Below are 24,726 nucleotides of genomic sequence, written 5' to 3'. Positions count from 1 at the left end.
CGGCGCGCCCCGGAGCGGCGCCTGCGACAGACTGCGCCCACGGTTGCGACCGTCCGCCATCTCCGCGAGCGGCGCCGCCTGCCGCGCTGCCCTGCCGTCGCCCCCCACCGGGGCCGCTGGCGCGTCCACGCCACCACCATGCCGGCGCCGCGCAAGGCTCCCACCCGCGGCCGCGCGCAGACGGCGGGTCCGCCGACGCCGGCGTCGGGTTAGCATGCGCGGATGCGACTGTTCACCGATCCCCAGCTCGCCCCCGCACGCGAGCACGGCTGGCGGCGACGCTGGTTCGACATCATCTATCGGCACGACACCCGGCCTTCGCGCAATTTCGACCTGCTGCTGGTCGCGGCGATCGTGGCCAGCGTCGCGGTGATCATGGCCGACAGCGTGCCGGCGCTGCACGCACGCTACGCCGGCTCCATGTACGTGCTGGAATGGGCCTTCACTGCGCTGTTCACCGCCGAATACGCGTTGCGACTGATGACGGTGAAGCGGCCGTTGCGCTATGCGCTGAGCTTCTGGGGCGTGATCGATCTGCTATCGACCCTGCCCACCTACATCTCGTTCCTGCTGCCCGGCGCGCAGACGCTGCTGGTGGTGCGGGTGCTGCGGGTGCTGCGGCTGTTCCGCATCCTCAAGCTGACCCGCTACGTCGAGGAGAGCAGCCTGCTGGTCGACGCGCTATGGCGCAGCCGGCGCAAGGTGTTCGTGTTCCTGTTCACCGTGATCACCCTGGTGGTGATCTTCGGTGCGCTGATGTACGTGGTGGAAGGGCCGGCCAACGGTTTCACCAGCATCCCCACCGCCATGTACTGGGCGGTGGTGACGATGGCCACGGTCGGTTTCGGCGACATCGCGCCGCTCACGCCGCTGGGCCGCGCCATCACCTCGGTGCTGATCCTGATCGGCTACAGCATCATCGCCGTGCCTACCGGCATCTACACCGCCGAACTGGCCAACAGCCTGCGCGACGCCGACCGCAGCCGCGTGCCGGATCAACGCACCTGCGCGCACTGCGGCCTGCAAGGCCACGACCGCAGCGCCGGCTACTGCCGGGGCTGCGGCCAGGCGTTGCCCGATCCCGCAGCGCCCTGAGTCCTCACCACACGCCGGTGTTGGGCATCGATGCCCACGGCTCGGCCGGGGCGAGCGCCTCGCCCTTCTGCAGCAGTTCGATCGAGATCAGGTCCGGGCTGCGCACGAAGGCCATGCGCCCGTCGCGCGGCGGGCGGTTGATGACGATGCCCTGCGCCTGCAGGTGCGCGCACAGCGCATAGATGTCATCGACCTCGAACGCCAGGTGGCCAAAGTTGCGTGCGCTGCCGTAGTCCTCGTCCGACCCCCAGTTGTAGGTCAGCTCGACTTCGGCCTCCGGGTTCTGCGGCGCGCCGAAGTACACCAGGGTGAACTTGCCGGCTTCGTTGTCGATGCGCCGGGTTTCGCTCAGGCCCAGGCCCTCGGTGAAGAATTTGCTGGTCTTCTCCAGATCGTGGACGCGGATCATGGCGTGCAGGTATTTCATCGCGACAACTCCAGTGGATGGGGGAATGGGCAGGACCGCCGCGCCTTGCGGCGTTGCCGCCACGCGCAGCGCGACAGCGGAGTCCTTGCACAGGCGCATAGGGTAGCGCCCGCGGCGTGCAGGCGCAGGCAAGCCGCAGACGCCGCCGCTGCGCCCGCCGCTCAGCGGAAGTAGCAGGCCTTCAACGGCAGCGTGGCCGCGCCGACCGCGCTGGCGTCGGCCATCGCCGCGGCCGGCAGCAGCACCGGCAACGGCCGCGCCTGGCCGCGGCGCGGCTGGTTGTCGATGCGTAGCTGCGGGATCAGGCGCAGCGCCAGATCGCGCGGAATGCGTCCGCCGAACACCACCGCCTGCGGATCGAAGACCGCGGTGATCGCCGAGACGATCAGCGACAGGCCCGGCACCGCGCGCGCGATCCAGCGCTCGATCGTCGGCCAGGACGGGTCGTAGGCCGCCACCAGCGCGCTGACGTCGGCCAGCACCACCCCGTCCTCGCCCAGCATCTGCCGCAGCAGCTCCAGCGTGCCGCGCTCCAGGCCCGGCCCCGGCAGCATGCCGGCGAATTCGCCGGCATTGCCGTGCGCGCCGCGCAGGCAGGCGCCGTCGATCACCACGCCGCCGCCGAGACCGTAGCTGAAATACAGATAGGCGAAGTCGCGATACTGGCGGCCGACGCCGAGCAGGCTCTCGCCGACCGCGGCGACGCTGCCGTCGTTGTCCACCCACACCGGCAGGCCCAGCGCGTCGGCGAGCCAGTCGCCGATCGGCAGTTCGCCCAGCGCGCGCAGCGGATCGGGCGGGTTCATGCGCTCGGCGCCATCGACGAAGAACCCGGTCATCGCCACGCCCGCGCCCAGCCGCGGCCCGAGTCCGCGTCCGGCCTCGGCCAGCAGCGCCGCGTCGGCCTCGCGCAACTGCGCCAGCAAGGCCGCCGGCTCGGTCGAACGCAATGGGTGCTCGGCGGTGGCGCGGACCTGGCCGCTGAAGTCCAGCAGCGCCAGCGACAGCGCATCGGTGGCGATCGAATAGCCGACGGTGTGGCCGTGCGCGGGATTGAGCGCGATCGCCGCACCCGGCTTGCCGCGGCCGCCATGCGCCAGCGAAGCGCCGATCAGCACCAGCCCGCGTTCGGCCAGGCCATCGATCAGGCGCACCGCCGATTGCACGGTCAAGCCGGTGATGCGGCTGAGATCGGCACGGGTGACGGTGCCGAACAGGCGCAGGCTGTCGAGCATGCGCCGCTCGTTGTCGCTCAGATCGGCATGCGTGGCATGGACAGGGCGGGAAGCGCGCGGCAGCGAGACGGCGACGGGAGCGGGCATGAGCGAGAATCGGCGGAAGGTCGGGAAAGCATAGCGGGCAATGGTGAAATATTTAATTCACCCTTAGTTATTAGAATCCGGCCATCGCCATGGAAGATCGCCTCTTTGCAACGTGGCTGCTCCAGAGACCGCGGCGCTTCTGCATCGGTCCCAGGCCGCACATCCCGCAAGGAAACCCGCCCTGCGGCGACCAATGCAATGGGAGTTTCCAGTCTGGGAACAGAGGGTCGGAGCTGAAACCCTTCCTGCGGGCACCGGCGCGACGAACGCATCGTCGCCGCGCGGCCGGCGCCTGCCCCGCTCAATCCAGGAACAGATCCGGCAACAACGGCTGCGCCGGATCCAGCGCGTAGCCGGACAGGTCGGTCACGCCGGCCGCGGCCAGCACCTCGTCGTCGATCAGGAACTGCCCATGGAACCCGGCCGCGGTGCGCGTCAGCACCGCATGCGCCGCATCGGCCATGATCTCCGGACGCCGGCCGTTGCCCGCATCGACACCGGGAATCATGTTCAGCGCCTCGGTGGCGATCAGCGTGCGCGGCCACAACGCATTGACCGCCACGCCCTGCGGGCCGAATTCGCCGGCCAGGCCCAGGGTCACGAAGCTCATGCCCATCTTCGCCAGCGTGTAGCCGGTATGCGGCGCCCACCATTTCGGATCCAGCGACGGCGGCGGCGCCAGGGTCAGGATGTGCGGATTGGCGCTGCGCAGCAGATGCGGCAGACAGGCCTGCGCGCACAGGAAGCTGCCGCGCGCATTGACCTGCTGCATCAGGTCGAAGCGTTTCATCGGCGTGTCCAGCGCGCCGCGCAGCCAGATCGCGCTGGCGTTGTTGACCAGGATATCGATGCCGCCGAACGCCTCGACCGTCGCCGCCACCGCCGCGCGCACCTGCTCCTCCTCGCGGATGTCGCACTTCAGCGCCAGCGCGCGGCCGCCGGCCGCCTCGACCGCCGCCGCGGCGCTGTGGATGGTGCCGGGCAACTTCGGATTGGGCACCGCCGACTTGGCCGCGATCGCCACATTGGCGCCATCGCGCGCCGCACGCAGCGCGATCGCCAGACCGATCCCGCGCGAAGCGCCGGTGATGAACAGGGTTTTGCCTTTCAGCGTCATGGAAATCCCGAAGAGAACGGCGATCACGTAGCTTAGCAAGCTGTTGGACTGCGCTGCGCATACGTTTCGCGCAATGCCGCTGCCCACATCCGGCTGCAACTGCCGGTCAACCCGACTCGACTTCAGCTATTTGCCCATACGGGCGTCCGCATTGCCCGATAGCAGTGCGGGGGGATGGCTCGCGATCGCTGTCTTCCATCTTGGCCGCAACGGCACTGCACCGCGTCGATGCCTGGTACGGCGCCCACTCCATGCACTCGTCGAAGCGCGCTGTGTCCGATTGTGCGGAACGCTTGTGTTGAACTCCGGCGAATTGACGCGTTACCGGCGCGCCGCCTTCATTCGAGCGGACCGGCAGACCGGCACACCCGGTTGCGCCCCTCGCGCTTGGCTCGATAGAGCGCCCTGTCGGCACGCAAGATGACCGCGTCGAAGCTGAGGTCGGCGGGATCCATTTCGGCAACGCCCAGGCTGAGCGTGATCGCAAGCTGTCGCCCCTCGACCTTGAAAGGCTCTGCCTCCATCAGCGCCCGCAGACGCTCTGCAGAATTTTCAGCGTCGTCGATGCCGGTATCGGGCAGCACGACCAGAAACTCCTCGCCGCCCCAGCGCACCGCCTCGTCGCGCTTGCGCAGGCCACCGCTCAAGCGTTGCGCGATGGACACAAGCACAGCGTCGCCCACGTCATGCCCAAAGCCGTCGTTAACGTGCTTGAAGTAGTCGACATCGGCGAGCAGCACGCTGCACCGCCTTCCCGAGGCCAGCCGCGCGTGTAGCCGCTCCAGCATCCGGCGGCCGCCGCGCCGGTTGGCCAGATTGGTCAGCGGATCGCTCTCCGCCTGCCGTTTCAAGCCGAGGTTGGCGCGTTCGCCGGCCATGGCGATGTAGCCGAAGTAGACCAGGATGCTGCTGGCCTGGTCGAAGATGATAGGTATCCTTTCGCTCTTGCGGATGTCCAGCACCAGACCGAACGTCATCAATGCGGCCGGCACGGCAAGCGTCAGGAAGTAGCAGCCAAACGCCAACGCAACAACGTACTGCGAGAGCAGCCGACGGTCGGGAGCGATCAGGATTTCGTAGAGCACCAGGGCGGCCGGCAAGGCGGCGCTGAAATAGATGAAGGGCAGCGTTATCCGCTCGGTTACGCCGGCAACGGCGGCGGCGGCATAAAGCGCGCTCGGCAGCACAGACAGCAGCAAGAGCGTGCGGACGGACACCGTTCGTCCGTAGAACAGCCTCATGCCGCTCCACGACAATGCGAGGCTCGAAATGAATAGCGTGTAGACCAACAACGCCATCAACGGTGGCAGCGCGTCGCCATGGCGAGTGATCGTCAGCAGCGATCCGAAGGTGGACGCGAGCAACGCAACGGTCCAGTGATGGAGATAGCGCTCCTTGGGCCGGCTCAACACGGTGACCACGAAAATCACCAGAAAGGCTGCACGACTCACCGTGCTGCTGAAGTAGAGTGTTTCGATGTCGAGCATGGCGATCGGCTCTCCGCGAAGCGATGCTTAGACGCCGGACGCCTGGTTTGTCGCACTTGCGGAAGTAACGGTCTTATTCAAAATCGATACCCCACCCCAAGACCCAACACCAGCGTGCTCACCTTGACGGTGGCATTGAAACCCTGACCCTCGAAGCGGTAGGCCGGGCTGATCACGTAGCGCACGCTCGAACTGAAGTACCAGTTTCCTGCCAAGCGGTAATCGAATCCCAGGTTCGCGATGCCGCTGGCGATGGCATCGACCCGAAAATCGGGAATCCCGGCGGCAGGGCGGACCTTGTGCTCCCACGCGTAATTGACGCCCAGCCCTATATACGGATTGAGCGCGGCATGGGGGCGGAAGTGGTATTGGGCGGTCAGCGAGACGGCACCGCTTTCGACGGTGCCCACGTCGAAAGCGCCGATGCTCGACTTCGAGATCCGATACTCCCGCGCGAACAATCCGCCTTGGAACTCGATCGCCCAGTGATCGGTGACGAAGTAACTCAGATCCAGACCTGGCACGAAATCGCTGGGCGTATCGACTTCGCCGCCGATGTAGGAGATCTCCGAGTCGAGATTGAGCGGAACAATCTCCAGCGCCATTGCGCGAATCAACCAATTGCCTTGCCGCGGTGCCGACAACAGGACCTCTGCCGCCATCGCACTCGCCGGAGCCAGCGCGACAATGCCAGGCACCGCCAGATACACCGGCCAGATTCGCCCCAATTCACGCATCATGGGTTGTCCTATCTGATCCGGCAGGAATGGACCGTGTGACGCACATGGGGTATCGGCCCCGGCGAACACAACTTTAGGCGCCATGGCGGAGTGTTCTTGGGCGTAGCGACGCGCCTGGACATGCGGCCCATCGACGGTCGGCAGAAGCCATCGGATCGCGGGACAGGATCGAGCCGATAGCCGGATCGCTGCGCGAAACGCCTTCCCGTCACGCCGTCGCACGTCAAGCCCGCGACCGCGTTCCCCCTCCCTATCCAACATCCCTGCCTTCAACAGCCGAATGGCCGGCCCTACCGACCTCTCAAGGCTTAGGCCCCTGCCCTTCGTTGTCTTCCCACTTCAGCAGGCGCCGGGTCACGAACCGGTAGACCGGCTTGCCGGTGGCGAACCACAGTTCGCGCACCCAGGAGTGGCGCTTGAGCAGGCGCAGTTCGATCGGGGTCAGCGCCTGCCGGCAGTACATGCGCTTGTGCTTGAGCAGGTGGCGCAGGTCCTCGCGCGCCAGCAGCCGCATCCAGCGCGAACGCGGCGCGCCGCGCACCGCCAGCTGGAAGTCGATCAATGCCGGGCTGCCATCCTCCAGCACCAGCCAATTCGCTTCCTTGGCCAGATCGTTGTGCGCCACGCCGCGCCGGTGCACCTGTTGCAGCAGGCGCCGTGCGGCACGGAAGTAGGCCAGGTCGCCGCGCGGCGGGCGCTGGTACATGGCGTCGCCGGCCAGGTAGCTGCGGTCCAGGAAGGTGCCGTCCCAACCGCGCAGCTGCGGCGTCGCCGCCATGCCCGACAACTGCTGCAGCGCCCGCGCCTCGCGCCGCGCCAGCCACCAGGCCGGCAGGCGCAGCCACCATGGCGCGGCGGTCAGGTCGCGGCGCACGAACACGTGCTCGCCGTCGCCGTCGGCTTCGCGTACCAGCAGGATGCGTCCGAAGCTGTCGGACTTGAGGATCTGGGTGGAAGCGGCCGGCGCGCGTGTCATCGCGCCAGTTTAAGCGGAACGCCATGCTCGCCCACTTATAATCCCCCCATGAATGCATCATGGATCGACGCCACGCTGGAGTGGGTCGCAACGCATCCCATCCTGGCCGGCGCGGTCATCTTCGCGATCGCGTTCTGCGACGCGGTCATCGTGCTGGGCACCATCGTGCCGGCGTTGCCGCTGCTGTTCGCGATCGGCGTGCTGATCGGATTGGGTCAGATCTCCGGCCCGTACGCGGTGGTCAGCGCCGCCCTCGGCGCGCTGGCCGGCGACGCGCTCAGCTACTGGGTCGGCCATCGCTGGGGCCACCAGCTGCGCAACTACTGGCCGTTCCGGCGCTATCCGCAGCTGCTGGATCGCGGCGAGGCGATGTTCCGCCGCAATGCCTTCAAGAGCATCCTGGTGGCGCGCTACGTCGGCGCGATCCGCCCGTTCGTGCCGGCCGTGGCGGGGATGATGAAGATGCCGCTGCGCCGCTACTTCGTCGCCAGCGGCGTCGCCGCGGTGACCTGGGCGCTGCTGTTCCTGGGCCCGGGCTGGCTGCTCGGCCAGGCCTACGACGCGGTGGCCGCGGTCGCCGGGCGCCTGTTCCTGGTGCTGGGCCTGCTGGTGCTGGCGCTGGGCCTGGTCTGGGCGATCGTGCTGTACGGCTATCGCTGGTCGGCCGGGCACATGGACGCGCTGCTGGCGCGCGGCCTGGACTGGTCGCGCCGGCACCCGGTGCTGGGCCGCTATTCGATCGCGGTGTTCGACCCGCAACGGCGCGAGTCGGTGCCGCTGGCGATGCTGGCGGTGATGCTGCTGGCGCTGGGCTGGGGCTGGTTCGCGCTGCTGATGGTGGTGGTCGGCCACGGCGAGCCGCTGCGGCTGGACCTGGCGGTGCACGACCTGATGCTGGCGCTGCGCAATCCGCTGGCCGACTACCCGATGACCGCGCTGGCCTCGCTCGGCGACTGGCAGGTGCTGGTGCCGGCCACCACGCTGGGCCTGATCTACCTGATCTGGCGCCAGCGCTGGATGGCCGCGGCGCACTGGCTGGCGGCGCTGGCCTTCGGCCTGGCGCTGACCAAGCTGCTCGGCACCACCGTGCACGTGGTGCGCCCGCCGGCGGCCAGCAGCGGTTTCGGCTTTCCCTCGGTGGCGGTGACCATGGCCACGATCAGCTTCGGCTTCTTCGCCGTGCTGATCGCGCGCGAACTGCCCGGGCGCTCGCGGGTGTGGCCGTACCTGCTGTCGGGCGTGGTGGTGACCCTGATCGGCTTCGCCCGCCTGTACCTGGGCGCGCACTGGCTCAGCGACGTGGTCGGCGGCATGCTGTTCGGCATCTTCTGGCTGCTGGTCCTGGGCATCGCCTACCGCCGCCGCTTCAACCGCGCGTTCTGGATGAAGCCGCTGGCCTGGCTGTTCTATGGCGGCTTCGTCGCCGCGGCGCTGTGGTACGCGCCGCGCAACCTGGAGCAGAAGCTGGCCAAGTTCGAACCGCCGCCGCCGGTGCTGATGGATCTGGCTGCCACCACGTGGTGGCAGGACGAATGGCGGCTGCTGCCATCGCGGCGCAACGAATTCGACGACGACCAGCGCTGGCCGCTGGACCTGCAGGTGGCCGGACCGCTGGCGCCGCTGCAGCGCCAGCTCGAAGCCGCCGGCTGGCGCGTGCAGCCGCAAGCCGGCTGGCAGCAGGCACTGCAGTTGCTCGACTACAAGACCCAGGCCGAACGCGTCCCGGTGCTGCCGGCGACGCTGGACACCCGGGTGGAATCGCTGCTGATGCTGCGCAGCGGACCGCGCCCCGGCGAACTCTATGCATTGCGCCTGTGGCCGGCCCCCGCGCGGCTGCAACCGGGCAACGTGCCGCTGTGGCTGGGCAGCGCGCAGAGCCTGCGCTACGAACGCCACTTCAACCTGATCGGCCTGTGGCGCCCGCTGCGCGGCGCCGATCCCGCGCTCAACGCCGTCACCGACGCGCTGCACGCGCTGCCCACGCGCAAGGATATGCATCGCCCGTCGGATGTGCCGGTATTGCTGGTGCGCAGCGAGGGCGAGGCGCCGGTCGCGGCCCCCTGAGCGCTTTCGCGGTCGGCCGAAGACCAAGGCCACCCGGTGTGCCGTGCCGTTCATCATGGCCAGGAGCACCCGCTCCCAGCCATGTGGGCGAACGGCGATGCATGCAGGAATGCATTCGATTGGCCTCGTGCCATCGCCCCGCGACGTTTGCGCGACCGCGCAATCCCATACATCGCATATCGCACCCGGCTCCCGGCCCCCGGATCCACTCCGGACCGCAGCGCAGTGCTACGTCCAACTCCACGCCGCAGCAGACACGCGAACACACAGCGAGACGCGCCCTCGTTCTCCGAGTCAGATGCCGTCGAGACGACGGCCGGCTTGCGCGCTGTTCATGGCCAGAGCGGCCTCGATCGCGACAGATCGTCCAGGTAGAGCGCGTCGCGACTGAAGTCGCTCCCACAAACGGGCATTACCGGACGAACATGCTGCTGTAAACCGCAGGCTGCCCTCAACGCATCCGCCGCCAGCACTCCTGCGAATCCCGAATCCCGAATCCCGGCTTCAAGGAATCCACCCCAGCAACTGCTCCAGCCGCTCGTGCGGATCGTCTTCCTGCAGCAGCGCCAGGCGCTGGCGCTCGTCCAGCGGCAACAGTTCGGCCAGGCGCCAGCCGACCCAGGCGGCCTGGTCGAGCAGGCGCGGGCCGACCACCGGATACACATCGGCGGCCTGGTCCAGAATGCTGTCCAGCACGGTCGACAACAGCGCGTGCTGCGGCTGCAACTCGTCGTCCTCGTCCGGCTCGCGCCAGTGCACGTCGCCGACCACCAGGCCGTTGTCGCGGACCCGGCTGCGCAACACGTGAAAGCGGCGTTCGCCGCGCAGGCTCAGCACCAGCACGCCGTCGGCACCGACATCGAAATCGACGATGCGCGCCTCGGTGCCGTACGCCGCCGGCACGGCCGGGACGCCGGTCTCGGCGCCCTCCAGAATCAGACACACGCCGAAGCCGCTGCCGCTGCGACCGCAGTCGCGCACCATGTCCAGGTAGCGGCGTTCGAACACGCGCAGCTTGATCGACGCACCCGGCAGCAGCACCGCATGCAGCGGGAACAGCGCCAGCGTGCTGCGCTCCTCGCTCATGCAGGCGCCCCACTGCACGGCACGACGCTCATTGCAGCGCCGCCAGGAAGCGCCGCGGCGCACCGTCGAAGCCGCCGTTGGACATGAACACCACATGGTCGCCGGCACGCGCCTGCGCCTGCAGCGCCGCCAGCAGCGCATCCACGTCCGCGGCGGCGCAGGCCTGGCCGCGGACCGCGGCGATCACCTTGCCGGCGTCCCAGGCCAACTCCGGCCGCTGCAGGAACACCACCGCATCGGCCGCTTCCAGCGCCGGCGCCAGCGCTTCGGCATGCGCGCCCAGGCGCATCGAATTGCTGCGCGGCTCCATCGCCACCACGATGCGCGCCGCGCCCACGTTCGCGCGCAGCCCTTCCAGGGTGGTGCGGATCGCGGTGGGGTGATGCGCGAAATCGTCGTAGACGGTGATGCCCTGCGCCTGGCCGAGCACTTCCAGGCGCCGCTTGACGCTGCGGAACTGCGCCAGCGCCGGCATCACCTGCGCCGGCGCCACGCCGACCGCGTGCGCGGCGGCCAGCGCCGCCAGCGCGTTCATCACGTTGTGCCGGCCGAGCAGCGGCCAGCGCACTTCGCCCAGTTCCTGGCCGCGGTGCAAGACAGCGAAATGGCTGCCGTCGGCGGCGAGCGGACGCGCGCTCCATTCGAACGCCGGATCGAAGCCGAAGCGCTCCACCGGCGTCCAGCAGCCCATCGCCAGCACCTCGCGCAGATGCGCGTCCTCGCCGTTGACGATGAGCCGGCCGCGCCGCGGCACGGTGCGCACCAGATGGTGGAACTGGCGCTGGATCGCGGCGACGTCGGGGAAGATGTCGGCGTGGTCGTACTCGAGGTTGTTGAGGATCGCCACCAGCGGCCGGTAGTGCACGAACTTGCTGCGCTTGTCGAAGAACGCGGTGTCGTACTCGTCGGCCTCGACCACGAACAGCGGCCGCTCCTGCGCGGCTGCGGTTTCGCTGACAAGCGTGCGCGGGCCGGTGGCGACCGCTGCGTGCTGGCGCGCAACGACGGCCTCGGCGACCGGATCGCGATGCGCACCGCCGGCCGAAGACGCCGTGCCGCCCAAACGTGCGGACACGCCGAAATCCTCGGCCACACCACCGATCAGGAACCCCGGCTCGCGGCCGGCCGCCTGCAGCAGCCAGGTCAGGATGCTCGTCGTGGTGGTCTTGCCATGGGTGCCGGCCACCGCCAGCGTGTCGCGCCCGGGCAGCACCCGCTCGCTCAGCCACTGCGCGCCGGAGGTGTAGGCACGGCCGGAATCCAGCACCGCCTCGACCGCGGCATTGCCGCGCGACAGCGCGTTGCCGACGATCACCTGCGCGCAGTCGGCCCCGATGTGCTCGGGCAGGTAACCCTGCTTCAGCGCGATGCCCAGGTGCTCCAGTTGCGTGGACATCGGCGGATAGATCGCCTGGTCGCTGCCTTCGACCTCATCGCCGAGTTCGCGCGCCAGCGCGGCGACACCGCCCATGAACGTACCGGCGATGCCGAGAATATGGATCTTGCTCATGGCGCGATTGTCGCCGATCCCCCGACGCGCGCAAACCGGCACGCTGCGGCCGCCGGCCCGCGGCGCGGCGCCGCCGAAGGGCGAACGCCCACGCCCGGCCCTCGAAACGGCGGCCACGTCAAGTTAGGAAATCCCCCACACCCACCGAAGAAAGTTCCCGATAGGCAAGTCGGGAGCCAACATCGAAAATGAACAAGCCAGCCGCAACACCCTACGGTCCTACTCCCCAAGAGGCCATCCCCAAGGGAGCTCATGTTGTGGGGCCCTGAGCAAGCCCGTTCGCTGGCACCTAACGTTTCCGGCCTCCCGCCCGCGCCCACGCGTGGCGGGAGGCATGGTTTTGTTTTGCCCTGCCCGCCCTTGGCGACGGATATAGCTAAACCCTGGCGCAGAACGCGGCTCGCCGACCAGGTGGCACGGACGCGCGGCAGCCGGAGTGGGTCGACGCCCTGGCGGGCTTGAGCCCTGCGCGCGCCGCATATGCCGGCCTTGCGTCCTTTTATCCCTTGCAGCAGCGGTTTCAACCGCGACAAGCGCAGCGTGAGAGGTGCGGACTTCGGACACAGCCTGTCGGGGCTGAAGCCCCTCCTACAATGCACCCAGTCAGCTTGCCGCAAGTCCCTGTAGGAGCGGCTTCAGCCGCGACGAACGAAGCGGCGTGCTTTCCGGCGGCGCAATGCGTCGGGACTGAAGTCCCTCCCACAGTGCACCCAGTAAGCAGGCCGCAAGTCCCTTAGGGAGCGACTCCGATGGCCTCGCTATCGGTCGCGACGAACGAAGCGGCAAACCTGACACGGCGTCAGGCAGTGCGGGGGCCGAAGCACTCCCACAACGCACCCAACCACCAAGCGCATTTTTTCCCTGTAGGGGCGGCTTCAACCGCGATCAGCGCAGCAGCGCGTCTTCCGAGGCCGGAAGCCGTCGGGGCTGAAGCCCCTCCTAAAGTGCACCCAGTCAGCTTGCCGCAAGTCCCTGTAGGAGCGGCTTCAGCCGCGACGAGCGAAACGGCGTGCTTTCCGGCGGCGCAACGCGCCGGGACTGAAGTCCCTCCCACAGTGCACCCAGTAAGCAGGCCACAAGTCCCTTAGGGAGCGACTCCGCTGGCCTCGCTATCAGTCGCGACGAACGAAGCGGCAGACCTGACACGGCGTCGGGCAGTGCGGGGGCCGAAGCACGCCCACGACGCACCCAACCCACCAAGCGCATATTCCCTGTAGGAGCGGTTTCAACCGCGACGAGCACAGCGGCGAGCCTTCCGACTTCGGAAGCCGTCGGGGCCGAAGCCCCTCCTACAGTGCGCCCAGCACGATGGCGGCAGGCCTGCGAAGCAGGGGCTACGGATGCGTCGGACCAGCAGGCGCGCCGAGCGCCGCAGCGAGGCGGCCGCTCGACGCAGGGCCGGCTCAGCGGCCGATCGCCGCCAGGATGCGCGTCAGCACGTCGTCCAGCGAACCGACGCCGTCCACGCGCGCCAAGGTGCCGCGCTTGTCGTAGAAACCGATCACCGGCGCGGTCGAATCGTTGTACACCTGCAGGCGCTTGCGCACCGACTCGGGGTTGTCGTCTTCGCGGCCTTCGGCCTTGGCGCGGCCTGCGATGCGCTCGACCAGCAGCTCGGTGGCCACGTCCAACTGCACCACCGCGTCCAGCGGCTGGCCGATCTTGGCCAGCAGTTCGTCCAGCGCCGAGGCCTGGGCCAGGTTGCGCGGGTAGCCGTCGAGGATGAAACCGTTGGCGACGTCGTCGCGGCCGAGCCGCGATTCGAGCATGCCGAGCAGGATATCGTCGGAAACCAGGTCGCCGCGCGCCATCACTTCCTTCGCCTGCACGCCCAGCGGAGTGCCGGCGGCGACTTCGGCGCGCAGCAGGTCGCCGGTGGAAATGTGCGGGATCTGCAGCTTGTCCTTCAGGCGGCTCGCCTGCGTGCCCTTGCCCGATCCGGGCGGTCCCAACAGAACCAATCGCATCAACCTGACTCCTCGAGGAAATTACCGTGCGCGGCCGGCGGCGTTAGACTCGGGGGCCACGCCTGCGCTGTACCGCAAGGCCCCCAGCTTAACGCATCCGGGCAATGTCCCGGCAATGTCCCCACCCCAGGAGCGAGTCCCGACCATGGCCCAAGGCACCTTGCTGTATGCCCAGTCCGGCGGCGTCACCGCCGTCATCAACGCCAGTGCCGCCGCCGTGATCGGCGAGGCGCGCGCGCGCAAGGTCAAGGTCCTGGCCGCGCGCAACGGCATTCTCGGCGCGCTGCGCGAGGAGCTGATCGACACCTCCAAGGAGTCGGCCGCGGCGATCCGCGCGCTGGCGCACACCCCCGGCGGCGCGTTCGGCTCGTGCCGCTACAAGCTCAAGTCGCTGGAGGCCGACCGCGCCAAGTACGAGCGCCTGCTGCAGGTCTTGCAGGCGCACGACGTGCGCTACTTCCTCTACAACGGCGGCAACGATTCGGCCGACACGGCGTGGAAGGTGTCGCAGCTGGCCGACGCATTCGGCTATCCGCTGCACTGCATCGGCGTGCCCAAGACCATCGACAACGACCTGGCGGTCACCGATACCTGTCCCGGCTTCGGTTCGGCCGCCAAGTACACCGCGGTGTCGGTGCGCGAGGCGGCGCTGGACGTGGCGGCGATGGCCGAGACCTCGACCAAGGTATTTGTCTACGAGGCGATGGGCCGCCACGCCGGCTGGCTGGCCGCCGCGGCCGGCCTGGCCGCGCAGTCGCCCGACGACGCGCCGCAGATCATCCTGTTCCCCGAACGCGCCTACGACGAAGCCGCGTTCCTGGCGCAGGTACGCAAGGTGGTGGACAAGGTCGGCTGGTGCGTGGTGGTGGCCAGCGAAGGCATCCAGACCGCCGACGGACGCTTCGTCGCCGATGCCGGCGGCGGCACCGACGCGTTCGGCCACAGCCAGCTCGGGGGCGTGGCCTCTTACCTGGCCGGCAAGGTCAAGGCCGAACTCGGCTACAAGGTGCACTGGACCCTGCCCGACTACCTGCAGCGCTCGGCCCGCCACATCGCCTCCAAGACCGACTGGGAACAGGCCCAGGCGGCCGGCAAGGCCGCGGTGCAGTTCGCGCTGAAGGGCATGAACGCGGTGATGCCGGTGATCGTGCGCAGCAGCGATGCGCCGTACCGCTGGAAGATCGAAGCCGCGCCGCTGAGCAAGATCGCCAACCACGAGAAGAAGATGCCGCCGGCGTTCCTGCGCAAGGACGGCTTCGGCATCACCGAGAAGGCGCGCCGCTACCTGCAGCCGCTGATCCGCGGCGAAGCCTATCCGCCCTACGACCGCAACGACGGCCTGCCGAAGTACGTGGCGCTGAAGAACGTGGCGGTGAAGAAGAAGTTGCCGGCCTGGGAGGGGTGAGGCATGGCGCGGGTGCCGGGGCGCGGGCCCCGGCGTCCAGCGCGCTTCGGTCATGGCCGCCGGGACAGTGCCGCTTTCGCTGCAGCCGGGTCCCCGACGCCACATCTCCTGCACCCGACGCGCTGTGCCGGTTGAGCGCCGGGCGGATCACCCTGGCGGGCGCAGAAGCTTCTTCAGCCCGCTTTGGACGATCTCCGCGAACACCTTCGGTTCGCCATAGGCGCGCGCGGTGAGCATCGCGCCGTACACGATCGACATGAACGCTTCCGCCTCCAGGCGGGCGGAGCCTTGCAGCTGGAAGCGGCCCAGTTGCGCGCCCTTGGTCAGTACGACTTCCAGCCAGTTCGACAGGTCGCGGAAGTGCGCGCGCACATGCTCGGCCAGATCGTCGGGCAAGGTGGGCAATTCGCTGGCGAGCATGCCGGCGACGCAAAAAGGGGCGGACGCGTCGGCGATGCACCGCTCCCAGTAGCCGGTATAGAAGCCGAGTTGCTGCTCGGGATCGAAGACGCCGCTCTCCAGCATCCGGGTCTGCGCAACGATCAGGGCGCGGGATTCCTCCACGACCGCACGCGCCAGATCGGCCTTGGCAGGAAAGTGGTGGTGGATGCTCGCCTTGCGCACCTGTACCTGTTCGGCGACGTCGGCGTAGCTGAAGCCGTTGTAGCCCCGGGTCTGGATCAGGTAACGGGCCGAATCGATCAGTTTCTGCTGCGTGGTCATGGCTGGATTCTACCACCCGGTAGGTAGCCACTCGATCCATCAAGCCCTGTATGGCCTTAGATCAAGGGATCTCAGGAATGCGTTGACTATTTGCCTACCAACTAGTAGGTTGATATCTCTTCCGAGGATGTCCTCCATGAACGCACTTCGCAATTTCTACTTCCTGCGCGCCGCCGCCGCCTTTGCCTGGGTTGCCGCGGTCCTCCTTTCCTCGCCCGGATCCGCGGCGCTCGCCGGGACACTCCTGGTGCTTTACCCGGCCTGGGACGCGCTCGCGAACGTTCTGGATGCGCGGCGCAGCGGCGGACTTCAGGCCAACCCGGGGCAGACGTTCAACGCGCTGGTCAGTGCCGTCACCGCCGTCGCCATGGCCATCGCGTTCGCGCTGCACGGCAACCCGGGCGGCGTCCTGGTCTTCGGCGCATGGGCGCTGCTCGCCGGACTGTTCCAGCTCGCCGTCGGCATCCGCCGCCGCAAGCTCGGCGGCCAGGTCTTCATGATGCTCAGTGGCGCCCAATCGGCGCTCGCCGGTGTCTTCTTCGTCGTCCAGTCATTCGGCGCCGCGCCGACCCTCGCCCAGCTCGCGCCCTACGCTGGATTCGGCGGCCTCTACTTCCTGCTTTCCGCCCTGTGGCTGAGCTTCCGGAAGCCGCGTCCGGCGCCCTCGACTTCCTGAGGCGCCTGGCGAGAACACGCTCCCCGCCTTGGATAATGGTTGTCCAGGCGCAAGGGTGCTGCGGATTCACGGCGCAGGAGGCGGTTACGCTATCGCACGGCAACCGGCATCCGTCCTGCAAACCCGCGACAAGGAACCGGAATGGGCGTCGATTGGCACAACGGTCCGATCACGCACGCAACGCCGGTGGACGAGACCTACCGCAAGACGCAGGCCGTGCGCCGGTTCCTGGCCGGCGCGTGCGGGGCCGGGTTCAAGTTCGATCGCGCCTTCATGGCATGGATCATGGACGGCGCGCCCAAGAACATGGGCGACGTTGCCGCCGAATGGCTGCGCCGGCAGCGGGCAGGACTGTCGCCAGCTCGATAGCTGCGTGGGTTCGCGTGGCCTATATGTTCGACCACGCGTGCGTGGCCTGTGCGTTCGATTAAGAACTGGCGACAAAGAACGCAGTGGCATCAGTTCTCCAACCTGCTGCCAAGTGCGGCTGCGCAGCGCAGCCTCGCGACTGCCCAGGACCTGGCGACGCGATTGGGCCAGGCGGTGCCGATCGCGTTGCAGGCCTTAGCGCGCGTCGCGTTCCTGCACGGCATAGCGAACCGGCAGCGACGGCAGCATCAACGCGGGAGCTGCGGTTCCCGGCGCGACCAGCACCTGGTCCAGCGCGATCGCGTCGTCGCCCTCGCGCGCGACGAAAGCCTGGACCAGGCGGGTGCCGGCGGTCGGCAACAGCGCCTGCGGGATCGGACTCGGCGTGCGGCCCATGCCCGCCAGCCATTGCGGACGCCCGGCGACGAGCGTCGTGCGCGGGTGCACGACCTGCAGATCGACCGAACCCGCTAGCAGGCCCACCGTCAGCGGCTTTCCGTGCCGCATCAAGACCACGGAGCGGCCGTGCGTCTTGGGTTCGGCGATGGCGTACAGGTCGGCGTCGGGCCGATTCATCGGGATCGGCGACAGGCCCGCCTGGTCGATCGTCAGCGGATCGATGCCCGTGGCGCGCTTGAGCCGCTGCGCCATCATCTCGACCTTTCCGCCCTCTGCGGCGATCGGCCGTTCGGCGGCATGGTGTTCGCCGGCATAGATCAGGATCTTGCTGGCGGGAGCGTGCTCGAGCGCGCGCCGGATGAGGTTGTCGGCCTGGTCCTGCTCCCGCTGCGCCTGGGCCTCGCCGGGATCGGCGGCATAGTCCGTCCGCGTGGTTTCGTACGACACCAGACGGTAGCCCAGCGCGAGCGACTGGCGCAGGAAATCGGCGAAGACCGGATCGTGCAGGTAGTAGCCGCTCGTCTGCCGTGGGTAGCCGTCCTTCGAGAGCGCCGCCATCTTGTCGCGCGAGACCGCATCGTCGGCATCGCGCTTCAACGCCTCGGCCGCCAGCACGGTGTAGCCGAGCGGGCGCAAGGCGCGCGCGACCTCCAGCCCGAACGCGCGGCCGCGTGGATCGAGATGGTTCTCGTCGAGGATCACGATGCTGGTGCGGCGCGCGCGGCGCACGATCTCCGCAAGCGCGGAAACGCCGTGCGCGGCGCGCAGGTCGGCGAGCTGTTCTTCGGGCACGTGGAAGTCCGCCGCCTTCGCCGGATTGAACGTCGGCATGCCGGTCATGCACGACATCACCTGCGCCCATTGGTCGAACACGTCCGCATCCTGGATATCGCCCGCAGAGGCCACGCCGAGATGCGCCAGCAGGCCGAACGAGGCATCCAGATAGCGGCCATGCATGGCGTCCTGAACGGACTGGTCGTTGGCGGCCTGGACGCGCGCCGCCGCATCCGGCGCGGGCGCATCCGGCACGGCCGGCGAGGCCGTGGCGGAAGGCATCGCGGCCGTACTCGCAGCCGTCGCCGCCATCAGCCACAACAAGCCGCCGACAATCGATTGAAACCGCATGGATGCTCGGACCTTTTAGCGCGTGCAGGAGTATTGCCAGGAGCGCGACGAAAGACAAGATCGCGAACGGCGCGCACGATCGGCAAGGAACGAGATGAGCTTCGACTGGCAAAACGGCCCGATCACGCGCGCGACGCCGGTCGACAAGACCTATCGGAATACGCAGGCAGTACGCCGCTTCCTCAGCGGCACATGCGGCGCCGAGTTCAAGTTCGATCGCGGCTTCATGGCGTGGATCAAGGACGGCGTGCCCAAGAGCATGGGCGAGGTTGCCGACGAATGGTTGCGGCGGCGGCGACAAGGGCCGGAAGCGGCGCGCTAGGCCTGCACCGGCTCGAATGCGCCCACGCGCCGAACTGCACACCTGAAACAACGGCAGCGCGCATCGGCGGCGGGGCGCGACAGTCCGAGACAGCCGCCAGCGGCGCTGGACGCGATGAAGCCTGCGAGCATGCGCATCGCACCAGGCGAGGACGCGCCGCACCCGCCGATGTCCATGCATGGCATCGGCGGCGACGCTTAAGCAGGCACGCAGCGGGCGACGTCCCGCAAATCTCGCCGGAACCAAGTGGGGATGCCGCGCGCGGCGAAATGCCGCTCCGCACCCCGGCTCAGCGGCAGGCCTTGCCTTCCAGCGTCATCTGCGCGGCGAACTGCGGCACCTGCGCGATCGCGCCGGCCGCGGCCTGCTTCTTCGCCTCTTCCAGATAGATCCGCGACTGGCCCTGGCCGTCGAGCTCCGCCTTGGTCGCCACCGGCTTGCGCCACACCCGCACCACCGCCTGCTGCGACGGACAGGCCGCGCTGGGCACGCGGATCACGTCGTTGAACTTCCAGCCGGTGGCCTCGCTGGGCTTGGCCTGGTCGAACTCCACCAGCTTGGCGCGCGGCTGGCAGGTGGGGCTGCTGCGCACCGCGGAAAACTTGTAGGGCTGTGCCGCATCGCCGGTGTAGACGCCTTCGAAGCGCACGCAGGCCTCGGGGATCTGCCGGATCGTGTGCACCACGCCCACCGCCTGAGGCGCGCCGGGCTGGCGCTGCAGTTCCGGGACCGGATCGGCGGCCAGCGCCGCCAGCGCCGCCAGCGGCGCGCAGGCGCACAGGCCCAGGGCCAGGGTCGAAGCGAGTGCGCGCACCCGCGCCGGGATCGTCGATTGCATGGGCTTGCTCCTTGGAAGCGATGCGCAACGCTGCCACGCGCCGACTGAACGCGGCGCCAAGACAGCGCAGGCGCCTGCCGCTGGCGATGCGTAGGACCCGGGCGCATACTCGGCCCGGTTCAAGCCAGGTCGCACATTGCGATACGCACCACCGGCGCGTTGCGGCCGCGGAGTCGTTGCATGCCTCAGGCTCCTTTCGGTGTGATCCCGTTGTACGTCCCACCGCTTGGGCGACATCCACATCCTTGGGAGGGGTCATGCTGGAACGATATGCGGTCACCGTGGCACTGGCGTGCGCGGTCTTGGCAGTACTCTACGGCGTCGTGTCCACGCGCTGGATCCTGGCGCAGCCCGCCGGCAACGAACGCATGCGGCAGATTGCCGATGCGATCCAGGAAGGCGCACGCGCCTACCTCAACCGCCAATACCAGACCATCGCCATCGCCGGCTTGGCGCTGTTGCTGCTGGTCGGGTTCTTCCTGAGCTGGTACACCGCCGGCGGCTTCGCGATCGGCGCGGTGCTGTCCGGCGCGGCCGGCTACATCGGCATGAACCTGTCGGTGCGCGCCAACGTGCGCACCGCCGAGGCGGCGCGGCGCGGCCTGGGGCCGGCGATGGACGTGGCGTTCCGCGGCGGCGCGATCACCGGCATGCTGGTGGTCGGGCTGGGCCTGATCGGCGTGGCCGGCTACTACGGCGTGCTGCAATGGCTGGGGCGCAGCGTCGAGGAAAGCCTGCATGCGCTGGTCGGCCTGGCCTTCGGCAGTTCGCTGATCTCGATCTTCGCGCGGCTGGGCGGCGGCATCTTCACCAAGGGCGCCGACGTCGGCGCGGACCTGGTCGGCAAGGTCGAGGCCGGCATCCCCGAGGACGATCCGCGCAACCCGGCAGTGATCGCCGACAACGTCGGCGACAACGTCGGCGACTGCGCGGGCATGGCCGCGGACCTGTTCGAGACCTACGCGGTCACCGTCATCGCCACCATGCTGCTCGGCGGGCTGATGGCGGCCGAGGCCGGGCGCAACGCGGTGCTGTATCCGCTGGTGCTCGGCGGGGTGTCGATCGTCGCCTCGATCGTCGGCACCTTCTTCGTGCGCGTGCGGCCCGGCGGCTCGATCATGGGCGCGCTGTACAAGGGCGTGATCGTGTCCGCACTGCTGGCCGCAGCGGCGTTCTGGCCGGTGACCCAGCAACTGATGGGCGACACCGCCGCCGGCGCGACCAAGCTGTACGGCTGCGCGCTGATCGGCCTGGTGCTGACCGGCTTGATCGTGTGGATCACCGAGTACTACACCGGCACCCAGTACAAACCGGTGCAGCACGTGGCGCAGGCCTCGACCACCGGCCACGGCACCAACATCATCGCCGGGCTCGGCATCTCGATGAAATCGACCGCGCTGCCGGTGATCGCGGTGTGCGCAGCGATCTGGGGCGCGTTCGCGCTGTCGGGCCTGTACGGCATCGCCATCGCCGCCACCGCGATGCTGTCGATGGCCGGCATGATCGTCGCGCTCGACGCCTACGGGCCGATCACCGACAACGCCGGCGGCATCGCCGAGATGGCCGAGCTGCCGCCGGAGGTGCGCGCGGTGACCGACCCGCTGGATGCGGTCGGCAACACCACCAAGGCGGTGACCAAGGGCTACGCGATCGGTTCGGCCGCGCTGGCTGCGCTGGTGCTGTTCGCCGACTACACGCACAACCTGCGCGCCGCGCATCCGGGCGAAACCTTCGCCTTCGACCTGTCCGACCACACGGTGATCATCGGCCTGCTGCTCGGCGGCCTGATTCCCTATCTGTTCGGCGCGATGGCGATGGAGGCGGTGGGCCGCGCCGCCGGCGCCGTGGTCGAAGAAGTGCGGCGCCAGTTCCGCGAGATCCCCGGCATCATGGAAGGCACCGGCAAGCCGCAATACGACCGTGCGGTGGACATGCTGACCCGTTCGGCGATCCGCGAAATGATCGTGCCGTCGCTGCTGCCGGTGGCAGTGCCGGTCGTGGTCGGGCTGCTGCTCGGCCCGCGCGCGCTCGGCGGCCTGTTGATCGGCACCATCGTCACCGGGCTGTTCGTGGCGATCTCGATGACCACCGGCGGCGGCGCCTGGGACAACGCCAAGAAGTACATCGAGGATGGCCACTTCGGCGGCAAGGGCAGCGAGGCGCACAAGGCCGCGGTCACCGGCGACACGGTCGGCGATCCGTACAAGGACACCGCCGGCCCGGCGATCAACCCGCTGATCAAGATCATCAACATCGTCGCCCTGCTGATGGTGCCGCTGCTGTAGCGGCACGCGCCCGGCACCGGCGCTGGCGATCCGCCGGCGCCGGGCCGCACGCAGCGCCACTACAGGCAATCGATCAAGCCGTCGTTGACGCTGCGCTGGCTGTGCGGCAGCGCCGCGAACAACGGGTGCTCCCCTGCCAGCGCCTGGTACAGCGCGACCAGCCGGGTCTGCGGCAGCAACGGCGTGGGGCACTGCCACAGCTTCGCATCCACCTGCACCTGGCCGGTGGCCGGGTCGATGCTGGCCTCGCTGGCCCCGAAGGTCCACACGCACTGGCCGATCGCCCCATCGCGCTGGCGCACCGAGCAGCGGTAGCGCAGCGGCTGGTAGTCGCTGTACTCGCCCTCGCAGAAGGTGTCGCCGCAGCTCTGGTCGAAGTCCTCGGCCAGCCGCCGCTCCAGGTCGTCGAACGCCTCCCAGCCCGCGCCCGCGGTGGGATAGTCGACCGCATCCACGTAGACCTGCTGCGCCTGCGCCCGGGATGCGCCACAGGCCAGCAACACGACCGCCAGCAGCGGGCCCATCGAATACCGGATTCCTTTCATCGCCTTGCTCCTTGGGTGGACTGTGGACACAGGGTCGCCCCGCAGGCGGCCGGGCACTATCGGACACCTGCCCATGCGCAGCGGTACGGAGTCCGAAAGCCTTGTAGGAATAGGCTTAGCCGCCCGCGCTGCATTGCAACAGCCAACCGACTAGAATGCAGGCCTCTTTGAAGCCACTCCACTGGAGCTAGCGCATGGGTCTGGAACTGGTCACCTCCGGCAAGAATCTCCCGGAAGAAATCAACGTCGTCATCGAAATCCCCAAGGATTCGGAGCCGGTCAAGTACGAAGTGGACAAGGCCAGCGGCGCGATCTTCGTCGACCGGATCCTGTCCACGCCGATGCGCTACCCCTGCAACTACGGGTACGTGCCCAACACCCTGTGCGGCGACGGCGACCCGGCCGACGTGCTGGTGGTGCTGCCGCTGCCGCTGGTGCCCGGCTGCGTGGTGCGTTGCCGCCCGGTCGGCGTGCTCAAGATGAGCGACGAGGCCGGCAGCGACGAGAAGATCCTGGCGGTGCCGGTGGCCAAGGTGTTCGAGGGCTACGGCCACATCGAGGACATCGCCCAGGTGTCGGGCCACTGGATGGAGCGCATCGGCCACTTCTTCGAGCACTACAAGGATCTGGAGAAGGGCAAGTGGGTCAAGCTGGACGGTTGGGGCAACGCCGCCGAGGCCAAGCAGATCCTGCTGGACGCGGTCGAGCGCTACAAGGCCGGCGCCTGACCCGACCAACCGACGCCGCGGCGGGGGGAGCAACCGCCGCGGCTGACTCGCTTCACGTTTTACGAATGCGGACGCTGCCGCATTCTGGGGTTTAGAGTACATTGCTGAACGAATGTCCGGGCCGGTCGAGCGTGAACCGGCCCCTCTTGGGGGGTAGTCTCTTGCGTATCCTGTTCGTCGGCGACGAGGCGAGCCTGCCGGCCGAAGTCACCGAATACATCCGCGAATTGGGCGAGGACTGGCAGGTCCAGACCGTGACCGACGGCAATGCCGCCATCGCCGCCGCGGCGACCGTGCACCTGGATGCGGTGATCGCCGCGCCGGCGTTGCCGGACCTGACCACGGCCACCCTGCTCGGCCAGATCCGCACGCTGAGCCCGGAAACCATCCGCATCGCGCTGATCGACGCCGAACAGAGCAACCGCGCGCCGCCGGCACGCATCATCGGCGTGGCGCATCGCTTCCTGCCGCTGCCGCTGTCGCCGGAAATGCTGCTCGAGGCGGTCACCAGCATCGAGGAACTGCAGGAGCTGCTCGGCGATCCCAGGCTGCGCGCCAGCATCGGCCGCATCGAGAAGCTGCCCTCGCCGCCGCACCTGTACCTGAGCCTGATGCATGCGTTGGAACAGGACGACGGCAGCAACGCCGCCGACCTGGCCAAGCTGGTCTCGGCCGATCCGGCGATCGCGGCCAAGGTGCTGCAGCTGTGCAATTCGGCGTACTTCTCCAACGGCCGCACGATTTCCGACCTGCGCACCGCAGTGACGCGGCTGGGCATCGCCACCTTGCGCGACCTGGTCCTGGCCAGCGAAGTGTTCTCGGTGCAGGCGCTGTCCAATGCCGAACGCAACGCGTTGCAGCAGCGCTCGCTGCTGGCGTCGAAGCTGGCGTCGAAGATGCTGCCGTCCTCCAGCGCCGAACTGGGCGCGACCGCCGCGCTGCTGGCCGACATCGGCCTGCTGCTGCCGGGCATCCGCAACGAGCGCGAGCCGGCCGTCGAAGGCGACGAGGAACGTCCCGGCCATGCCGAGGCGGGCGCCTACCTGCTCGGTCTGTGGGGCCTGCCGATGCCGATCATCGAGGCGGTGGCGTTCCACCGCGAGCCGCAGCGGTCCAGCACCCGCAGCTTCTGGGTCACCGGCGCGGTGCACGTGGCGATGGCGCTGGCCAGCGGCTCGGAGATCGACGAGGACTACCTGGCCAAGACCGGCACGCTGAACAAGCTGCCGACCTGGCGCGAACAGGCGGAAAACCTGATGGGGCTGACCTCGGCCTAGCCGGGGCGGCGCTGCCCTCGCAGCGCAGGGAGGTGATGGGAAAGCGGTTCTCTTCCGCGAGAGCCGGCCCCATCGCGCATAGGATCGAAAGGAATGAAATGCGCAGCGCCCCATGCGGCGCTGCCGCTGGCGGCTTGCCGGCAATCCGGCGATGCATCGCCGGCACAGGCCATCCAGGTAGAAACAACATGGGTGCAGCCTCGCTGCGCCCGGCCACGCTGTGCGCACCACCGCCATGACGGC

The 24,726-nt window shown here is 68.6% G+C and carries 22 protein-coding genes; 9 read left to right on the top strand and 13 right to left on the bottom strand.

Annotation, left to right across the window (positions count from 1 at the left end):
• Window positions 1–222 precede the first annotated feature (222 nt).
• Window positions 223–1,095 carry an ion transporter gene (locus tag AB8810_RS05150; RefSeq protein WP_369915742.1) on the top strand — a complete coding sequence of 291 codons (873 nt, stop codon included), beginning with the start codon at window positions 223–225 and terminating at the stop codon, window positions 1,093–1,095.
• A 4-nt stretch (window positions 1,096–1,099) separates the two neighbouring features.
• Here the strand turns inward: AB8810_RS05150 and AB8810_RS05145 are convergent, their stop codons facing one another.
• From AB8810_RS05145 to AB8810_RS05120, 6 genes are all read right to left on the bottom strand, one after another.
• Window positions 1,100–1,522, bottom strand: coding sequence for a VOC family protein (locus AB8810_RS05145; RefSeq protein ID WP_179567002.1), 423 nt, complete (start codon window positions 1,520–1,522; stop codon window positions 1,100–1,102).
• A gap of 161 nt (window positions 1,523–1,683) precedes the next feature.
• Window positions 1,684–2,844, bottom strand: coding sequence for an ROK family protein (locus AB8810_RS05140; RefSeq protein ID WP_369915741.1), 1,161 nt, complete (start codon window positions 2,842–2,844; stop codon window positions 1,684–1,686).
• 301 nt (window positions 2,845–3,145) lie between these two features.
• Window positions 3,146–3,961 (bottom strand): NAD(P)-dependent oxidoreductase, encoded by an 816-nt coding sequence (locus tag AB8810_RS05135; protein ID WP_179567003.1) that lies wholly within the window; start codon window positions 3,959–3,961, stop codon window positions 3,146–3,148.
• A 338-nt stretch (window positions 3,962–4,299) separates the two neighbouring features.
• A complete protein-coding gene (locus tag AB8810_RS05130; RefSeq protein ID WP_179567004.1) occupies window positions 4,300–5,448 on the bottom strand; it encodes a diguanylate cyclase in 1,149 nt (382 codons plus the stop codon).
• 77 nt (window positions 5,449–5,525) lie between these two features.
• Complete coding sequence (locus AB8810_RS05125) at window positions 5,526–6,188, bottom strand: OmpW family protein (protein WP_179567005.1); 663 nt, start codon at window positions 6,186–6,188, stop codon at window positions 5,526–5,528.
• A 301-nt stretch (window positions 6,189–6,489) separates the two neighbouring features.
• Window positions 6,490–7,164 (bottom strand): serine/threonine-protein kinase, encoded by a 675-nt coding sequence (locus tag AB8810_RS05120; RefSeq protein WP_179567007.1) that lies wholly within the window; start codon window positions 7,162–7,164, stop codon window positions 6,490–6,492.
• A gap of 48 nt (window positions 7,165–7,212) precedes the next feature.
• Between AB8810_RS05120 and AB8810_RS05115 the strand changes: the two genes are divergently transcribed.
• Window positions 7,213–9,228 carry a bifunctional DedA family/phosphatase PAP2 family protein gene (locus AB8810_RS05115; RefSeq protein ID WP_369915740.1) on the top strand — a complete coding sequence of 672 codons (2,016 nt, stop codon included), beginning with the start codon at window positions 7,213–7,215 and terminating at the stop codon, window positions 9,226–9,228.
• 504 nt (window positions 9,229–9,732) lie between these two features.
• Here the strand turns inward: AB8810_RS05115 and AB8810_RS05110 are convergent.
• From AB8810_RS05110 to AB8810_RS05100, 3 genes are all read right to left on the bottom strand, one after another.
• Window positions 9,733–10,314, bottom strand: a complete 582-nt coding sequence (locus AB8810_RS05110; protein ID WP_179567017.1) for an LON peptidase substrate-binding domain-containing protein — start codon at window positions 10,312–10,314, stop codon at window positions 9,733–9,735.
• Window positions 10,315–10,342: 28 nt separating this feature from the next.
• On the bottom strand, window positions 10,343–11,824 hold the full coding sequence (mpl, locus tag AB8810_RS05105; RefSeq protein ID WP_369915739.1) for a UDP-N-acetylmuramate:L-alanyl-gamma-D-glutamyl-meso-diaminopimelate ligase: 1,482 nt from the start codon (window positions 11,822–11,824) through the stop codon (window positions 10,343–10,345).
• A 1,403-nt stretch (window positions 11,825–13,227) separates the two neighbouring features.
• The gene (locus AB8810_RS05100) at window positions 13,228–13,791 is read right to left on the bottom strand and encodes an adenylate kinase (protein ID WP_179567021.1); all 564 of its coding nucleotides are present in this window, start codon (window positions 13,789–13,791) and stop codon (window positions 13,228–13,230) included.
• Between the two features lie 145 nt (window positions 13,792–13,936).
• On the opposite strand from AB8810_RS05100, the gene AB8810_RS05095 reads away from it, so the two are divergent.
• Window positions 13,937–15,196, top strand: a complete 1,260-nt coding sequence (locus AB8810_RS05095) for a 6-phosphofructokinase (RefSeq protein ID WP_206229623.1) — start codon at window positions 13,937–13,939, stop codon at window positions 15,194–15,196.
• Window positions 15,197–15,343: 147 nt separating this feature from the next.
• On the opposite strand, the gene AB8810_RS05090 is transcribed toward AB8810_RS05095, so the two are convergent.
• On the bottom strand, window positions 15,344–15,919 hold the full coding sequence (locus tag AB8810_RS05090; protein ID WP_369915738.1) for a TetR/AcrR family transcriptional regulator: 576 nt from the start codon (window positions 15,917–15,919) through the stop codon (window positions 15,344–15,346).
• Window positions 15,920–16,055: 136 nt separating this feature from the next.
• Between AB8810_RS05090 and AB8810_RS05085 the strand changes: the two genes are divergently transcribed.
• Window positions 16,056–16,595, top strand: a complete 540-nt coding sequence (locus tag AB8810_RS05085) for a hypothetical protein (protein ID WP_218848141.1) — start codon at window positions 16,056–16,058, stop codon at window positions 16,593–16,595.
• A 141-nt stretch (window positions 16,596–16,736) separates the two neighbouring features.
• Window positions 16,737–16,964, top strand: coding sequence for a DUF6434 domain-containing protein (locus AB8810_RS05080; RefSeq protein ID WP_179567029.1), 228 nt, complete (start codon window positions 16,737–16,739; stop codon window positions 16,962–16,964).
• 195 nt (window positions 16,965–17,159) lie between these two features.
• On the opposite strand, the gene AB8810_RS05075 is transcribed toward AB8810_RS05080, so the two are convergent.
• Entirely contained in the window at window positions 17,160–18,488 is a 1,329-nt protein-coding gene (locus AB8810_RS05075; protein WP_369915737.1) for a hypothetical protein, read from the bottom strand.
• A 94-nt stretch (window positions 18,489–18,582) separates the two neighbouring features.
• Here AB8810_RS05075 and AB8810_RS05070 point away from each other — a divergent pair, with 94 nt between their 5' ends.
• Window positions 18,583–18,810 carry a DUF6434 domain-containing protein gene (locus tag AB8810_RS05070; RefSeq protein ID WP_369915736.1) on the top strand — a complete coding sequence of 76 codons (228 nt, stop codon included), beginning with the start codon at window positions 18,583–18,585 and terminating at the stop codon, window positions 18,808–18,810.
• Between the two features lie 289 nt (window positions 18,811–19,099).
• Here the strand turns inward: AB8810_RS05070 and AB8810_RS05065 are convergent, their stop codons facing one another.
• Window positions 19,100–19,648: a hypothetical protein gene (locus AB8810_RS05065; protein WP_369915735.1), complete on the bottom strand. Its 549-nt coding sequence runs from the start codon at window positions 19,646–19,648 to the stop codon at window positions 19,100–19,102.
• 257 nt (window positions 19,649–19,905) lie between these two features.
• Here AB8810_RS05065 and AB8810_RS05060 point away from each other — a divergent pair, with 257 nt between their 5' ends.
• Window positions 19,906–21,933, top strand: coding sequence for a sodium-translocating pyrophosphatase (locus AB8810_RS05060; RefSeq protein ID WP_369915734.1), 2,028 nt, complete (start codon window positions 19,906–19,908; stop codon window positions 21,931–21,933).
• Between the two features lie 59 nt (window positions 21,934–21,992).
• Here AB8810_RS05060 and AB8810_RS05055 read toward each other — a convergent pair whose 3' ends face one another.
• A complete protein-coding gene (locus tag AB8810_RS05055; RefSeq protein WP_179567037.1) occupies window positions 21,993–22,478 on the bottom strand; it encodes a hypothetical protein in 486 nt (161 codons plus the stop codon).
• A 194-nt stretch (window positions 22,479–22,672) separates the two neighbouring features.
• On the opposite strand from AB8810_RS05055, the gene ppa reads away from it, so the two are divergent.
• Entirely contained in the window at window positions 22,673–23,206 is a 534-nt protein-coding gene (gene ppa / locus AB8810_RS05050; RefSeq protein ID WP_179567039.1) for an inorganic diphosphatase, read from the top strand.
• A gap of 161 nt (window positions 23,207–23,367) precedes the next feature.
• Complete coding sequence (locus AB8810_RS05045; RefSeq protein WP_179567041.1) at window positions 23,368–24,483, top strand: HDOD domain-containing protein; 1,116 nt, start codon at window positions 23,368–23,370, stop codon at window positions 24,481–24,483.
• The last annotated feature ends 243 nt before the right edge of the window (window positions 24,484–24,726 follow it).

Origin of the sequence: Xanthomonas sp. NCPPB 3005, assembly GCF_041228095.2 — a bacterium.
Classification (GTDB): domain Bacteria; phylum Pseudomonadota; class Gammaproteobacteria; order Xanthomonadales; family Xanthomonadaceae; genus Xanthomonas_A; species Xanthomonas_A bonasiae.
The sequence above is the reverse complement of the archived record's forward strand: the minus strand, read 5'-3'. Positions and strand labels throughout refer to the sequence as shown.

Excerpts from the sequence above, each read along its gene's own strand:
- AB8810_RS05150 (WP_369915742.1), top strand. The coding sequence starts at position 223 with ATGCGACTGTTCACCGATCCCCAGCTCGCCCCCGCACGCGAGCACGGC.
- AB8810_RS05145 (WP_179567002.1), bottom strand. The coding sequence starts at position 1,522 with ATGAAATACCTGCACGCCATGATCCGCGTCCACGATCTGGAGAAGACC.
- AB8810_RS05140 (WP_369915741.1), bottom strand. The coding sequence starts at position 2,844 with ATGCCCGCTCCCGTCGCCGTCTCGCTGCCGCGCGCTTCCCGCCCTGTC.
- AB8810_RS05135 (WP_179567003.1), bottom strand. The coding sequence starts at position 3,961 with ATGACGCTGAAAGGCAAAACCCTGTTCATCACCGGCGCTTCGCGCGGG.
- AB8810_RS05130 (WP_179567004.1), bottom strand. The coding sequence starts at position 5,448 with ATGCTCGACATCGAAACACTCTACTTCAGCAGCACGGTGAGTCGTGCA.
- AB8810_RS05125 (WP_179567005.1), bottom strand. The coding sequence starts at position 6,188 with ATGATGCGTGAATTGGGGCGAATCTGGCCGGTGTATCTGGCGGTGCCT.
- AB8810_RS05120 (WP_179567007.1), bottom strand. The coding sequence starts at position 7,164 with ATGACACGCGCGCCGGCCGCTTCCACCCAGATCCTCAAGTCCGACAGC.
- AB8810_RS05115 (WP_369915740.1), top strand. The coding sequence starts at position 7,213 with ATGAATGCATCATGGATCGACGCCACGCTGGAGTGGGTCGCAACGCAT.
- AB8810_RS05110 (WP_179567017.1), bottom strand. The coding sequence starts at position 10,314 with ATGAGCGAGGAGCGCAGCACGCTGGCGCTGTTCCCGCTGCATGCGGTG.
- mpl (WP_369915739.1), bottom strand. The coding sequence starts at position 11,824 with ATGAGCAAGATCCATATTCTCGGCATCGCCGGTACGTTCATGGGCGGT.
- AB8810_RS05100 (WP_179567021.1), bottom strand. The coding sequence starts at position 13,791 with ATGCGATTGGTTCTGTTGGGACCGCCCGGATCGGGCAAGGGCACGCAG.
- AB8810_RS05095 (WP_206229623.1), top strand. The coding sequence starts at position 13,937 with ATGGCCCAAGGCACCTTGCTGTATGCCCAGTCCGGCGGCGTCACCGCC.
- AB8810_RS05090 (WP_369915738.1), bottom strand. The coding sequence starts at position 15,919 with ATGACCACGCAGCAGAAACTGATCGATTCGGCCCGTTACCTGATCCAG.
- AB8810_RS05085 (WP_218848141.1), top strand. The coding sequence starts at position 16,056 with ATGAACGCACTTCGCAATTTCTACTTCCTGCGCGCCGCCGCCGCCTTT.
- AB8810_RS05080 (WP_179567029.1), top strand. The coding sequence starts at position 16,737 with ATGGGCGTCGATTGGCACAACGGTCCGATCACGCACGCAACGCCGGTG.
- AB8810_RS05075 (WP_369915737.1), bottom strand. The coding sequence starts at position 18,488 with ATGCGGTTTCAATCGATTGTCGGCGGCTTGTTGTGGCTGATGGCGGCG.
- AB8810_RS05070 (WP_369915736.1), top strand. The coding sequence starts at position 18,583 with ATGAGCTTCGACTGGCAAAACGGCCCGATCACGCGCGCGACGCCGGTC.
- AB8810_RS05065 (WP_369915735.1), bottom strand. The coding sequence starts at position 19,648 with ATGCAATCGACGATCCCGGCGCGGGTGCGCGCACTCGCTTCGACCCTG.
- AB8810_RS05060 (WP_369915734.1), top strand. The coding sequence starts at position 19,906 with ATGCTGGAACGATATGCGGTCACCGTGGCACTGGCGTGCGCGGTCTTG.
- AB8810_RS05055 (WP_179567037.1), bottom strand. The coding sequence starts at position 22,478 with ATGAAAGGAATCCGGTATTCGATGGGCCCGCTGCTGGCGGTCGTGTTG.
- ppa (WP_179567039.1), top strand. The coding sequence starts at position 22,673 with ATGGGTCTGGAACTGGTCACCTCCGGCAAGAATCTCCCGGAAGAAATC.